General features: G+C 67.0%; 8 protein-coding genes. 4 read left to right on the forward strand and 4 right to left on the reverse strand.

The window, feature by feature from the left end; genetic code table 11:
- Positions 1-174: 174 nt before the first annotated feature.
- Positions 175-603 carry a hypothetical protein gene (locus ACEZHJ_RS09340; protein ID WP_375036462.1) on the reverse strand — a complete coding sequence of 143 codons (429 nt, stop codon included), beginning with the start codon at positions 601-603 and terminating at the stop codon, positions 175-177.
- 1,011 nt (positions 604-1,614) lie between these two features.
- Here ACEZHJ_RS09340 and ACEZHJ_RS09345 point away from each other — a divergent pair.
- Positions 1,615-1,785 (forward strand): hypothetical protein, encoded by a 171-nt coding sequence (locus ACEZHJ_RS09345; protein WP_163138908.1) that lies wholly within the window; start codon positions 1,615-1,617, stop codon positions 1,783-1,785.
- Positions 1,786-2,200: 415 nt separating this feature from the next.
- Here the strand turns inward: ACEZHJ_RS09345 and ACEZHJ_RS09350 are convergent, their stop codons facing one another.
- The gene (locus ACEZHJ_RS09350; protein ID WP_026321073.1) at positions 2,201-2,914 is read right to left on the reverse strand and encodes an NrdJb; all 714 of its coding nucleotides are present in this window, start codon (positions 2,912-2,914) and stop codon (positions 2,201-2,203) included.
- A 106-nt stretch (positions 2,915-3,020) separates the two neighbouring features.
- The gene (locus ACEZHJ_RS09355) at positions 3,021-6,305 is read right to left on the reverse strand and encodes an LAGLIDADG family homing endonuclease (RefSeq protein ID WP_375036463.1); all 3,285 of its coding nucleotides are present in this window, start codon (positions 6,303-6,305) and stop codon (positions 3,021-3,023) included.
- A gap of 974 nt (positions 6,306-7,279) precedes the next feature.
- Between ACEZHJ_RS09355 and ACEZHJ_RS09360 the strand changes: the two genes are divergently transcribed.
- From ACEZHJ_RS09360 to ACEZHJ_RS09370, 3 genes are all read left to right on the forward strand, one after another.
- Positions 7,280-8,635 carry a sodium-dependent transporter gene (locus tag ACEZHJ_RS09360; RefSeq protein ID WP_375036464.1) on the forward strand — a complete coding sequence of 452 codons (1,356 nt, stop codon included), beginning with the start codon at positions 7,280-7,282 and terminating at the stop codon, positions 8,633-8,635.
- 690 nt (positions 8,636-9,325) lie between these two features.
- On the forward strand, positions 9,326-11,692 hold the full coding sequence (locus tag ACEZHJ_RS09365; protein ID WP_375036465.1) for a hypothetical protein: 2,367 nt from the start codon (positions 9,326-9,328) through the stop codon (positions 11,690-11,692).
- Positions 11,689-12,699: a toxin-antitoxin system YwqK family antitoxin gene (locus ACEZHJ_RS09370; protein ID WP_259199463.1), complete on the forward strand. Its 1,011-nt coding sequence runs from the start codon at positions 11,689-11,691 to the stop codon at positions 12,697-12,699. Before ACEZHJ_RS09365 ends, ACEZHJ_RS09370 begins: the two co-directional genes overlap by 4 nt.
- A 22-nt stretch (positions 12,700-12,721) precedes the next feature.
- Here ACEZHJ_RS09370 and ACEZHJ_RS09375 read toward each other — a convergent pair whose 3' ends face one another.
- Positions 12,722-13,927, reverse strand: a complete 1,206-nt coding sequence (locus ACEZHJ_RS09375) for a patatin-like phospholipase family protein (protein ID WP_018718135.1) — start codon at positions 13,925-13,927, stop codon at positions 12,722-12,724.

Below are 13,927 nucleotides of genomic sequence, written 5' to 3' on the forward strand. Positions count from 1 at the left end.
ACATCCTGGATCTGGATGTCCGGTTGCAGCGCCAGCTCAACGGCTTCAACCTTGAACATGTCGTCGTAGCGGCGGTATTTCATGGATCACCTCATCAATTGCAGAAACGAAGAGGTGTCCAATTCAGCCGGGCAAGGTCACCAGCGGAAAAGCCGGTCCGCGTTGAAGCTGTTGTTAGGAACATTCCCTATCCGGCCAAACTTTGTAGGCCCACAATGTTCTTCGTTGGATGTCACCCAATGTGTCGATACCTTCTTCTTCCGCTTCCCTGTCCGGTATCCACTTCGTCCCAACATACTTGGCATGGGTTGCATCAACCGGGCTCCACTCCCACGCGCCCAAGGAGCCCGACTTCGATTCACCCCACGGCCGCTCAAATGTGCCGTCGGGCCGCACTACGAGAAGGTCAATGTAGTCCAGGTGCAATGACGGCGCCGCTGCAACCTCCTCAAGTGCTCCAAGCTCGCCAAAAGCAAGAAAGTCCCAGTCGGACTCATCCCGAGCATTCCCGTTCGCCCGAGAGCCGATAATCCATAACTCCCGTACGCTAGGAGCAAGGAATGTGACCTTCTTCAGGTAGTCCTTAACTTCGGCTGTGAGCATGGATCATTCCTAACGATGAAGCTCAGCCGCGCCGCGTTCGCGGCGTCGGATGAAGCGCATTGTTGGGCGCGCTGTTGGCGATGCATAGCAATTAGCGCTTTGCCCTGAGTAGCTCTCGGAACTCGGCGGTGCTTTGGACGACTCGGTGGCCGTGCAGTATTTCGATCCAAGGCTCCACCTCTTTCCCTGACTCACGACTCTCTAGTCCAGCGAAGTGAGAAAGCCATCGCGCAGGGTCTGCCACACCTACGTCTCTCGTGTCCTCTTCCATAGCTGTTAACGCATTAATAATGCTCTCAAGCCGACACCCCTCCATGCCGGTCACTATCTGTCCGGCACGCCATATCTGTGTCCCCCGGCGATGAGGGTTCGGATTGGTGATCTGGACTGTGGAATGAGCCCGCTTCATTTATGCAACCTCTATCGTCTTCGCGCCTGCCGCCCAACGCATAACTAACCGGCGCGAGGTACGAGCGTCCGGTTGAGCGACATGTTGGAAGGGATCAATCATCTCGGATTATCGCCCTCACTGCCGATTCGGTAACCTGAATGCGATCTCCCCTTGACCACCCCTCGTACTCCGCTCGTGGATTCGGGCCGATGGCGACAACCTCACCCGCAAGCTGATCTCCCTCTACGGAGTGAACTTGAATGTAGAAATCAACCTCCTCTGTCACGCCGACGGTGACCGTATCACCTGCTCGGGGTGGCCCCATATCCGGCGGCTCCTTATCTACATACATGCGACCAAACCGAGGTGGGAGTGGATTTTCGAGAGTCTTATACATGTGCTTTGTCCTTCCAACAGTGATTAGGTAGCGCGCACGGATATTCAATAAACGTGCGCGCACGATATTGCAGGCTGCGGGCTTGCATTTTCCACTGTAACCCACTGATTTTATAGACCATCCGCCTCCGCGCCGCCAGGCCTGCCGCAATATCGTGCGCGCAGTTTGAGTCCGCGTCATTGATACTGTATATATATACAGTATTCAACATGGAGGTGATGTCATGGACTCGACACGCAAGCGCCGGCTGATAGATCAGGTCCGCCGGACGTTGCGGGTGTTCCTCGAATACCTGGCGGTGGAGCGCAAGGTGGCCGCGGCGACTGCGTCGGTGATAGCGGATTCGGGAGACACCCTCTCCCCCAGCCCCTCTCCCGTGAAGGGAGAGGGGTGAACGGTGGGTCGCGCCTTGCTGGGGCGGGCGGGTCGTTCGGCTGCCGGGTGAGTGCGTGCGGATTTCGGGGACGCCCGCTCCCCTGGCCTCTCTCCCTTGCAGGGAGAGGGGTGAACGGCGGATCGCGCTCTGGTGGGGCGGACGGGCTGATCGGCTGCCGGGCGGGTGCGTGCGGATTTCGGAGAGACCCTCTCCCCCGGCCCCTCTCCCTGAAGGGAGCGGTGAGCGGCTGCTCGGCAGTCTGTCCACCGGGGACTGGCGTCCCCGGGCTAGTTGTGCGCGCTGCCGTCCGTGGCTGATGTCCATTCCCTCATCCCCTCACCCCCTGGTGTGCCGGCGCACGCCCGGTTAGCTCAAGGCTGCCCCGGCCGGCATGGTGCTATCCAGTCGGCCGGGGCGATCCCGCGCGGGATCGTCACCCGCACTTGGAGTCACCGCAGTTGAGGCAGGTCAGGCAGCCGTCCATGACGACCATGGCCTTGGTGTGGCACTTGCCGCAGAGCTGGGCGCCCTCGGGGTAGGCGTCGGTGCTGTCGTCGCAGTCGGCGGCGGTCGGCTCCGGGGCGGCCTTGGCCTCGGCCTCGGCGCGCTTCTGCTCGATGAACGCCTTCTGGTGCTCGTCGAGGCCGTCCTGCTCCATCATGCCGATCTTCTTGAGGTGCTGGTCGATGACGTCGCCGATCTCGGCCACCAGCGAGGGCATGAACCGGCCGCCGCGCTTGAAGTAGCCGCCGCGGGGGTCGAACACGCTCTTGAGCTCCTCGACGAGGAAGGTGCAGTCGCCGCCCTTGCGGAACACGGCGGAGACGATGCGCGTGAGCGCGACGATCCACTGGAAGTGGTCCATGTTCTTGGAGTTGATGAAGATCTCGAACGGCCGCCGGATCTCGTGCTCCGTGCCCTGGTTGAGCACCACGTCGTTGATGGTGACGTAGAGTGCGTGCTCGGACAGCGGGGTCTTGATCTTGTAGGTCGACCCCTCGAGCATTTCCGGCCGCTCGATACGCTCGTGCATGTGCTGGATCGACGACTCCGCCGGCGCTTCGGACTGCTGCCCCTGAGTCTGGTTCGCCGCCTCGGGTTTCACCACCTCGTAGTCAACGATCTTGCTGCCGATGTGGATCGCCATGGTCTCTTCCCCGTCGGGCGCGTCCGCGCCGATGTTGTCCTGTCGTGCTGCCATCGTACTCGCTCGCTCGGTTGGCCCGCACCCGAGGGTGCGGACCGTGTGTGCGTCAGAAACGGCCGTAGTAGCCTTCCTTGAGGGCGTCGTAGAGGTTCGCCGCGGTATGGATCTCGCCGTCGTACTCCACCTCGTCACCGCCCTTGGCCTCGACGACGCTGCCGTCATCCAGAACGAAACGGTAGGTGGTGTTGGCGAGGTCGCTGTCCTTGACGAGCACGCCCTGGAACGCCTCCGGGTTGAAGCGGAAGGTGGTGCAGCCCTTCAGCCCCTGCTCGTAGGCGTAGCGGTAGATGTCCTTGAAGTCCTGGTACGGGTAGTCCGTGGGGACATTGGCCGTCTTGGAGATCGAGGAGTCGATCCAGCGCTGCGCGGCGGCCTGGATGTCGACGTGCTGCTTGGGCGTGACGTCGTCCGCGGTGATGAAGTAGTCCGGGAGATTGCGCGTCTCCGGATCGGTGCTCGGCAGCGCCTCCGGGTCGACGAAGTAGCGGTACGCGAGCAGCTCGAAGCTGTAGACGCCCACGCTCTCCTTGGACTTTTTGCCCTCGCGGATGACGTTGCGCGTGTAGTGATGCGCGAAGCTCGGCTCGATGCCGTTGGCGGCGTTATTCGCCAGCGACAGCGAGATCGTGCCCGTGGGCGCGATGGAGCTGTGGTGGGTGAAACGCGCGCCGCGCTCGGCGAGCTCGTCGACGAGCTCCGGCTCGGCCTCGGCCACGCGCTGCATGTAGCGGCTGTAGCGCGCCCACAGGACCTTGCCGGCGATGGTGTCGCCCGGGGCGTAGCCGTCCTTCTCCATCTCCGGGCGCTTGGCGAGCATTTCCCTGGTGACGGTGAACTCCTCGTCCATGAGCGGCGCCGCACCCTTCTCGTCCGCCAGCGACAGGCCGGTGCGCCAGCCCTCCAGCGCCATCTCCTTGGCGGCGCGCTCGGTGAACTCCAGCGAGGCCTCGTCGCCGTAGCGCATGCGCAGCATGGTCAGCGTCGAGCCCAGGCCGAGGAAGCCCATGCCGTGGCGGCGCTTGCGCATGATCTCCTCCTGCTGCCTGGGCAGCGGGAGGCCGTTGATCTCCACCACGTTGTCGAGCAGCCGCGTGAAGATGCTCACCACCCGGCGATACTCCTCCCAGTCGAAGTGCGCCTTCTCGGTGAAGGGCTCGCGCACGAACTTGGTGAGGTTGATCGAGCCAAGCAGGCAGGCGCCGTAGGGCGGCAGCGGCTGCTCGCCGCAGTTGTGGGCGTGCAGGCCGTTGGCATCGAAGGTGTTAATCCCCGGCACCTGGACGTCATAGACGTCCTCCACGCCGTCGTCCTCGACACCCGCGACGCGGGCAACGAAGCGCTCCCGGTTCAGCCGCCGCGAGTAACTGTCGAGCAGCGCGTCGAGGCGGCTCATCTTGTCGCTGTCAGCAAAACCGATCCGCTCGCGGAACCGGGCGATGCCCTCGCCGGCGAGGACCAGCTCATGCTGCGGCCGGATGGCGTAGTCCGCGTGGCCGCCACGGCCGTCGGGCATGCGCGCCGCGTTGGCACGGCGGCGGTCGCGGTAGATCGTCGCCGTAATGCCCAGGCGCAGGAGCATCCGCTGAACGGCCTCGAGGCGCGAGAGATCGGACTGGGCGAGCCGCACGCTCACACCCTTCGCCTGGGTGCCCTGCACGGAACCATCCGCGTCGAACAGGCCGCGCAGGAAACCGCGATAGCCATCGCTCGATGCCTGCTCGAGCGCCGGGGTGATCGCCTTGTCCCCGGGAGACATGCCGAGCGACTCCGCGAGCTGCTTGAGTGCACCAAGCGCAAGGCGATACTCGCCACGGCCGGCGACCTGCTGCCAGCCCGCGAAGTCCGCGCGGTGCGGGAGCGTCCCGGCGGCGCGCATGCCGGCGTCCATCACGGCACGGGCGCCGGCGCTCAGCCCGCCCTCATCGCCGTTGCCGACGGCGGCCGACTCCCACACGGAAAGCACGGCCTTGTCCGCCTTGAGCGTGCCGTCGCCCACGAGCAGGCCAAGGAGGTAACCCTCGTCCTCGTTGACGGCACCGCCCCACTCGGCATTGTCGCGGTGATCATTGAGCAGCACCCGGTCGCCGGCACGGAGCTCGCCGGCGGCGCACCATTCCGTCTCGGTGGTGTAGCGGGTGAAGCGGCTCACGCGGCGCACGCGGTGGTCCTCGGTGAGCCGAAGGCTGTAGCCCTCTGCGGTCTGCAGCCGCACGACCGGTTTGGTGGCCGTGCGGAAGAAGCCCTCCTCGCCGGAGGCATGTGCCTGTCCGTCGACCCGGGCGACGAACGAGCGGCCGATGAGATCGCGCACCTGGCGCGGCCCCTCATCGGTCTGCACCCAGGTATCCGCCGTCACGCACGGGTTGGTGGCGCGGATCTCCTCGCAGAACCAGTTGTTGTTCATCTCGTTGACGCGGTCGATGAGGATGAACCCGGGCTCGGCGTAGTCGTAGGTGGAGGTCATGATCATGTCCCAGATGCGCTGGGCCTTGATCCGCTTGTAGATCCGGCAGGCGACGAGGCCGTCCTCGCGGGTGATGTAGCCCTCGCGCCGCGGCCACTCGCGCCAGACCACCTCCTCGGTGTCATTGAGGTCGACGCCGTCCATCTCCGCCTCCTTGGGCGAGAGCGGGAAGGCGAGCGGCCACATCTCGCCGTTCTCCACGGCCTTCATGAAGCCGTCGGTGATCAGCAGCGAGAGATTGAACTGGCGCAGGCGCCCGTCCTCGCGCTTGGCGCGGATGAAGTCGAGCACGTCCGGGTGGCCGACGTCGAAGGTGGCCATCTGCGCGCCGCGGCGCCCGCCCGCGGAGGAGACGGTGAAGCACATGCGGTCGTAGATGTCCATGAACGACAGCGGCCCGGAGGTGTAAGCGCCGGCGCCGGAGACGTACGCCCCGCGCGGGCGCAGGGTGGAAAACTCGTAGCCGATGCCACAGCCGGCCTTCAGCGTCAGCCCCGCCTCGTGGACCTTGTCGAGGATGTCGTCCATCGAGTCGCCGATGGTCGAGGACACGGTGCAGTTGATCGTGGAGGTAGCGGGCTTGTGGTCCCAGGCGCCGGCGTTGGAGGTGATCCGCCCGGCGGGGATCGCACCGTGACGCAGCGCCCAGAGGAAGTTCTCGTACCACTCGTCCCGCTTCTCGGGCACCTCGACCTCGGCGATCGCGCGCGCGATGCGCTTGTAGGTGTCGTCCACGGTCTCGTCCAGGACGGTGCCGTCCTTGGTCTTGAGCCGATACTTCTTGTCCCAGATGTCCTGGGAGGCGGGCTGTATCGGGATCTCGTTAACGCTCTTGGGCAGCACGCGCACCTTCGCAGCGGAACTCATGTGGCCATTCCCCCTGAATCGGGTTGACAGATTCGAACAGTGGAGTAGTCAACGGCTTATGCCGTTTTTCCACAACATATAAACACGACCATCCCCAGTCGGCCCCATATGTTGTGGTTGGTACCGAAATGGTATACCAGAAATCGTCGCTGTCAACGCCGCGCCGGATGGCGGTGATGTGACGTTTGTGTACAGGTATTTGACAGGAATAAACAAACCCTATACGCTTTGTACAACCTTACGGACGGGGTTGCGTTCAGAACGGTTGTCTCTTCCCTTCCTCGACAACGACGAGGAGCCGCGCAAGCGGCGTGGCCGGGCCTTCGGACCCGGCCGTTTTTTTTGGTTCAGTGCAAAGCGGCGGGAGGCGCCGACCACGACCGGCGCCGCCATTCAGCCGGCAGGTTGTGCGCCGAAGGCATGCAACGTTTCGTGCTTTTCCAGAGGAACGCCGCATACGGCCTGGTGGCCGTGCCCGACCTCGCGGCACCGGGCAATGCGTACGGACCGGGGCGCTGCGGCAACCCGGCCCTGTCGGTTGCCAGGAGCAACCGATCTACCGGAACGAGACAGCGGGCATCACCGCACAGCCGTGACGTCGGGTAGGCCGGCTGCTCGAAGGCAACCGACAGCCAAGTGGCGGTATCGCCCGGTGTACCGTGGCGACACCCGCGCACGACCTCCGGCGTAACACCGCCCACGCGGCGTCATACCCCGAACAATGCCCACGGACCGGGGCGCTGCGGCAATCCGGTCCTGTCGGTTGCCAGGAGCAACCGACCAACCGGAACGAGACAGTGGGCATAACCGCACAGCCGTGACGTCGGGTAGGTTGGTTGCATTAAGTCAACCGACAGCCGAAGCGGCATATCGCCCGGCATACCGGCGCGGCAGCCCGTGCACGCCATCCCGGCGCGACACCCGCGGCCGCAGGCGTTACCCTTGCGCCTCAGCGAACTAGGGAGGGCGACGCCTTGGCAGGCACCACGCAGACCACGGCACACGAGCACTGGGGCTCCAGGCTGGCATTCGTTCTCGCCGCGGTGGGATCCGCGGTCGGACTCGGCAACGTCTGGAAATTCCCCTATATCACCGGCGAGAACGGCGGCGGCGCCTTCGTGGTGGTGTACCTGGCATGCATCGCGCTGATCGGCCTGCCCATCCTGATCGCCGAGATCCTGCTCGGGCGCCGCGGCCGCATGAGCCCGATCAACGCCGTGGCGGCGACCGCCCGCCGCGAGGGCCGCTCGCCGGCCTGGGCCGGGGTCGGCCTGCTCGGCATGGCCGGCTCGTTCGTCATCCTCTCGTTCTACAGCGTCATTGCCGGCTGGGCCCTCGCCTACGTCGGCCGCACGGCCACGGGCACCTTCGCCGGGGCCGACGCCGCGACGGTGAAGGCCGCCTTCGACGCGCTCAAGGCGAGCCCGTGGCAGCTCGTGCTCTGGCACACGGCGTTCATGGCGCTGACGGCGGTGGTGGTGGGCCGCGGGGTGCGCCACGGCCTGGAGCGCGCCGCCAAGATACTCATGCCCGGACTGGCGCTGCTGCTGGTGATCCTGATCGGCTACGCCGCCACCACGTCCGGCTTCAGCGCCGGCGTGGACTTCCTATTCACCCCGGACTTCTCGAAGCTCAGTACCCATTCCGTGCTGATCGCGCTGGGCCACGCCTTCTTCACCCTGAGCCTGGGCATGGGGATCATGATCGCCTACGGCTCCTACCTCGCTCCGGGGACCTCCATCGCCGGCACGGCGCTGTCCGTGGTGGTGCTCGACACGGTCATCGCGCTGATGGCGGGCACCGCGATCTTTCCGGTGGTGTTCGCCAACGGCCTGGAGCCCGCCGTAGGCCCGGGCCTGATCTTCCAGACCCTGCCCCTGGCCTTCGGGTCGATGCCCGGCGGTGCGCTGTTCGGGGCGCTGTTCTTCCTGCTGCTGACCTTCGCGGCGTGGACGTCCACGATCTCACTGCTGGAGCCCACGGTGGAGTGGCTGCAGGAGCGCGGCCAGGACCGCTGGCCGGCGACGATCAAGGCGGCGGTGACGATCTGGGCCCTGGGCGTGGCCTCGGCGCTGTCGTTCAACGTGTGGTCCGGCTACACGGTGTTCGGCCAGAACCTGTTTGGCGCGCTCGATTTCCTCACCGCGAACATCATGCTGCCCCTCACCGGGCTCGGCGTCGCGCTGTTCGTGGGCTGGGGCATGTCCACGGCCAGCGCCAGCGAGGAGCTGGGCCTGGGTGAGACCCTCGGCTTCCGGCTCTGGCACCTGGCGATCCGCTTCGTCGCGCCGGTCGCGGTGGTGGTGGTGTTCGTCTACAACCTGCTCTAACACCGTTCCGCCGGCGAGTGGGCGGCGGGGCGGACGACGTGATCGCCCCGGCCGGGACCGCACGCCCCCCGTGGGGCGGGCCCGCCCGCCGGGGCACCATGGATGCCGGGCGGCGCGTTGCCCGGTTTCCCCCGCCGTCGCTATAATCGCTAGCCGAGAATCGGAGGAAGCTGCGGCCCAGGGAAATGGGCTTCACCCGCCGTGCCCCCGGAAACGCGCTTTCCCGGAGGTCACGTCGGGCCTCGCAGGCTGTCCTTCCGTCCCCATCAGGGACTGATCTCTCCCGGCTCATAGAGCTGCAATGGACGCTGCAACGGGGAAACAATGACGTCAGTCCCTTCTTCGGGCCCATCGCTCACACGCCCGGCCTCTACCCAGCCGATACCGGAAACTGCGGGTGTCGCCGGCGACACCTCGACATGGGCCGCCGATCGCAATCCGTCGCCGTTACCGCCCACCGCCGGATTCAACCGGGCAATTCAGGATTTCGGGTCGCGCCTTCAGCGTATTATCCCGACGACCGCACATCGCGCGCCACGCATGGACACCCTGTCGGGCCCGCTCGCCGGTGTGGCGGGCCCGTGGCGCATTGACTCCCGTCGGGACCAGGGCAACGGACACCCCATTGCCCGTTTCGCGGGTCTCACCAACGCCGCTTAGCCGGCCCCTTTACCTGTTCCGGAGTTCTTCGTGTCTACCAGAACCATCGTGCTGTCCGTGCTCTCGGTCGCCGTGCTCATCGGCGTCGGCACCACCATCGTGGAGCTGTCCGCACCGGACGAGATCCGCTTCAGCCCCGCCGTCGGCGAGCAGCGCGACTACCGCATCGACGTGAGTGCGGTGATGCGGGAGGACGACAGCCAGTCTTCATCGTCGGACACGCAGGCGGTGACCATGCAGAGCATCATGCGCTACCGGGTCGACTCGGCCCGCCCGTCCCTGACGGTGCATCTCGACCCGCGTTTCATTCGGGCCCGGGAAGGCCGGCAAACCTTCTTCTCGAGTGCCCGCTCGGGTGGTCTGTTCCGCGGCCCCGTGCGCGACCTGATCACCGGGGGATTCGACCTGACCATGGAGCCCGACGGTGAAACACGGCTGACCGCCACCAACCGCGCCGCCTGGAACCTGATTACCAAACAGCTGACCGGCGCGCTGGGCAGGCAGCTGGAACAGCACATGCTCGCACCGTCGGTGCCGTTGAGCCTGCCGGCACGCGAGGGCGCGCAGGTCACGCTGGACGGATTCCAGGGCATGCCGGGGCTGCGTCTGACCGTCGCCGATATCGACGAGGACAGCGTGTTCGTCGACATCACCAGGGCCGAAGACGGGTCCACCAGGGTGGCCCCCCTGCGCATCATGGGTCACAACCTGTTCATACAGTTCACCAACGTGTCCGGACGCATGCGCCTGGAGCGCGACAGTGGTTGGATCCAGTCGCTGACACTGATCAGCGATCAACGGATCGACGGCTTCGGCACGGCGCTGAACGTTCACACGCAGCTCGCCATGAACGCCGACGATGACCCGACAACCGGCGCCTGGGCGGACAGCCTGGAATGGTTCACCTGGACGAGCGGACTGGCGGGCGTGAGCGATGGCTACTCGCTGTTCCTGCCGCAAACCGACGGCGAGGCCACCGACCTACCGCTGATCGAACCGGCGGAGGCCCCGCTCGCCGACGCCGGCACCACTTTCCGTATCGACGGCAAGGACAACGCGCTCGCGCTGACCATCGATCACGGCATCAACGGCGACGGGAAGCTCGGCCAACTGACCCTCCAGGAATTGACACTGCGAGACGCCGATGGACAGGCCCTCACGATTCCGCTGGTACTCGAGTCCATCGGCATCGACTACGGCGACGACGACCGGCAGAACACCGTCATCCGGCTACTCCCGCTCGGCTGGGCCGACCCGGGGCTGGAACGCATCGCCAGCGTCGATGCCACCGTTATCTATAGGCCGGCGGAGGAACCCGCGCATACACAACTCTCCCTGGCCGACGAACCGACGGAAATCCGCGACGGGTCGGTCTCCGCCCGGGCAGTGCCGGTCGACGGCCAGCCCGGTCACTGGCGCATCCTGTTCGCCGGCAAAGACAACCGTTACTACACCTACGACAGGACGCGGAACTACGCTGGTCTCTCCGGACGCCTCATCGACCAGGCCGTCGACGGCGGCCTGTCGGCCTCCGACCGGACGCTCATGCAGCGCGTGGACGATCCCGACCGCTGGTTTCAGCAGTACGCTGTCGAGGGGGACGGGGACACCTTCGGCCTGGCGCTGTTCACCGAAAGCACCGAGAGCAGCAGGCACATCCTCCATTTCACCAGCCGCGCCCTGCGGTTCTCCAATCGCGATATGCCGCCCCCTGAAACCCGTTACCTGGACCGGTCCACGACGCCGGGCAAGGCACCGCTGAACCTGGACGATCTCGCCGTCCGCGACGCAGACCGGAATCAGCTCCGCCTGACGCTGCCGCGCGGTATCGGTTCGGCCTGTGAGCTCACCGCCAGCGCGCCGCCGCTGGAGGGGCACGAACTGGTCTGGCAGCCCGCCTTTCAGCGCCACCCGGATTTCATCAGCGAGACCTGGACCCCGGACGGCGAGACCACGGACTGGCTGTTGATGACCGACGACGGCGTGCGCGTGTTCTTCTACGGGATCGAGGTGGACACCCGCCTGAGCTGCCCCGGCCAGCCGGCGTGGCACACGGAACCGGCCCCCACACCGCCGGACAGGCCCTGGCTGGTGGACATCGCCGCCGCCGTCGGCGATGACGTCGACCCCGAAACCCCGGCCGCGCTCTTCTTCCGCGGCACGCGTTTCCTTGACGCCAGCGGCCGGCCACTACGTCCCATGCCGCTGGATGCCTCCCCCGATGCCCCGTCCACCCCGTGGTCCAGGGAGCAGATGCAGACCACGCTTGCCGACTACCTGGCCGATGACGGCACGATCCGTTTCTGGGGGAAAGTGACGGCGGTTGAGACCATTACGTTCTCCGGCGAGCCCATCGAGCGGACCTGGCACAATCGGCTGGAAGGCCTGCAGGAATGACGTATCCCCGGTTCAGATTCCGACTGCTCGGCCCGCTGGCCGTCGTTGCGCTGTGCCACGGCGGCGTCGCGGTCGCCGCACAACGGCCCGCCGCCGAGGGGGCGGCCAACGCTAACCCGGCGGCGGCACCCACCGCCGGAACAGGGGCCGTTCACGACGCCGCGGCGCCGCGCTCGCGTATACGCACCGTCGGTACCGGCAGCGACCGCCGCGAGATCCACGAGGAGATCGACGGCTACGGCTACGTAAACGCGCGGCACACGGTCTTCCCCGGACTGGCGCGCGAGATCGACGTGCGCTTCGCGCCCAACGGGCGGGTCAGCCATCGCCGCGAGCGCCGCGACGGCCATCGGGTGGGCCTGTTCATCGAGACCGTTTCACCGGGGCACTACGTCCGCCGCCACTACGACGCGCAGGGTCGCCGCCATGGCACCGAGACCGAGGTCATCGACGGCCGCACGGTCACCTCGGTGACCTACGTCCACGGCAGTCCTGTCGGTCCGTTCCACCGGACCGACACCGAGGGGCGTCGCACTGAAGGCCACTACGTCGACGGTGAGCTGGATGGTGCCTACCGAATCACCAGGGACGGCCGCACCGTCGAGCGCAGTCACTATGACCACGGCGTCAAAGACGGCCCCCACGTGCGCTACGACAGCGAGGGCAACATCCTCGAGAAGGGCCGTTACGTCGACGGCGACCGGGAAGGCCCCTGGATCGAGCCCGCCCGGCTCGGCGATCACTGGCGGGGCGACTACCGCCACGGCAAGCGTCGCGGCCGCTGGCGGATCGTCGATGCCCGGGGCTATCCGGTGGAGGAAGGCGCATACGACGACGCCGGCCGACGCACCGGTCTGTGGGCCGTCTACCGCGACAACGGTGAACTCCGGGACTGCCCGCTATACCGCGACGACGAGCGGGTCGAACACCCCGACTACGATTACGATTCCGGGCAGACCGCCATCGAATACTGCAACGGTCAGCTCGAGGCCGCGCCGGAACGCTAGACCGCGGTAGCGCGGGGCAGGGCTACCAGAGGTCCGGCGGCACCGCGCCGCCGGGCCCGCGGCTGACGGCGGGCTCGTAGCCGAGGAAGCGCATGATCTCCGCCTCGCGCGCGAGTGCATCGCTGTAGCCCAGGCGAATGGCCGCACGGCAGAAGCCGGCCTCGAAGAGCAGGTAGCTCATCACCACCGACCCCGGGTCGTCCGCACCGCTGCCGCGGAGGTAGAAGCGCATCGCCCGCGGCAGCTCGGCGGCATGGGCGGCGGCCAGGCCGGTGAGCGAGGTGCTGGGCTGGATCACCAGCGTCTCCACCGGGCGCAGGCCGGTTTCGCCGTGGCGCCGCGCCCGGCCGGGCACCAGCGAGAGGGTGCGGTTGATGCGTTCCAGGCGCTCGACATCCGCCGCCAGTGAGTCCAGGAAGGCGCTGTCGAGCATGTGGCCGGCGATCTCCGCCACCGACGGCGGATGCGACGCCACCGTCTGTGCCGGCGCGGCCGCCTCGTTGTCCGCTACGCCCACGACCAGGATCCGGTCCGCGCCCAGGTGCAGTGCCGGGCTCAGCGGCGCGAGCTGACGCACCGCACCGTCGCCGTAGTACTGCGTGCCGATGCGCACCGGCGGGAAGATCGCGGGGATGGCGCTGGAGGCCATCAGGTGGGCGACGCCGATGTGCGCCGGCCGCCCCTCGCGCCGGGCCCGCCGCCAGCCCGCCAGGTCCGGCGCGCCCTGGAAGAAGGCCACGGACTCCCCGGTCGTGTACGACGAGCAGGTGATGCTGAGCGCGCGCAGATCGCCGCGGTCGATGGCCTCGCGCAGCCACGAGAACCGGATGGTCCGCGCCAGCAGCCCGCGCAGCGGGGCGTTGTCCAGCAGCGCGTCCGGGCGCTGCGTGCCCAGCCCGGAGAAGAACAGCGCCGCGAGCCAGCGCGCCGCGCTGCGGGTCAGCCGCATGCCGCCGGCCTCGTAGACCTGGCCCACACGGAAGTGCCGCCACACACGCTCCAGCCCCCGGGCACCGGTGGAGAAGCGCCGGGCGTGGGTGGCGATGGCGGCGGCATTGATCGCCCCGGCGGAGGTCCCGGAGATCACCGGGAACGGGGACGGCGCCCGCGGCGGAAGCATGTCCGCGATCGCACGCAGCACCCCCACCTGGTAGGCGGCGCGGGCACCACCCCCGGTGAGCACCAGCCCGGCGGTGGGGCGCTCCGTCGAGTGACGGCGGCCGATCAC

The sequence above is a fragment of the Arhodomonas sp. KWT2 genome (assembly GCF_041949875.1).
Taxonomy (GTDB): Bacteria; Pseudomonadota; Gammaproteobacteria; order Nitrococcales; family Nitrococcaceae; genus Arhodomonas; species Arhodomonas aquaeolei.

Excerpts from the sequence above, each read along its gene's own strand:
- ACEZHJ_RS09355 (WP_375036463.1), bottom strand. The coding sequence starts at position 6,305 with ATGAGTTCCGCTGCGAAGGTGCGCGTGCTGCCCAAGAGCGTTAACGAG.
- ACEZHJ_RS09345 (WP_163138908.1), top strand. The coding sequence starts at position 1,615 with ATGGACTCGACACGCAAGCGCCGGCTGATAGATCAGGTCCGCCGGACG.
- ACEZHJ_RS09350 (WP_026321073.1), bottom strand. The coding sequence starts at position 2,914 with ATGGCGATCCACATCGGCAGCAAGATCGTTGACTACGAGGTGGTGAAA.
- ACEZHJ_RS09340 (WP_375036462.1), bottom strand. The coding sequence starts at position 603 with ATGCTCACAGCCGAAGTTAAGGACTACCTGAAGAAGGTCACATTCCTT.
- ACEZHJ_RS09370 (WP_259199463.1), top strand. The coding sequence starts at position 11,689 with ATGACGTATCCCCGGTTCAGATTCCGACTGCTCGGCCCGCTGGCCGTC.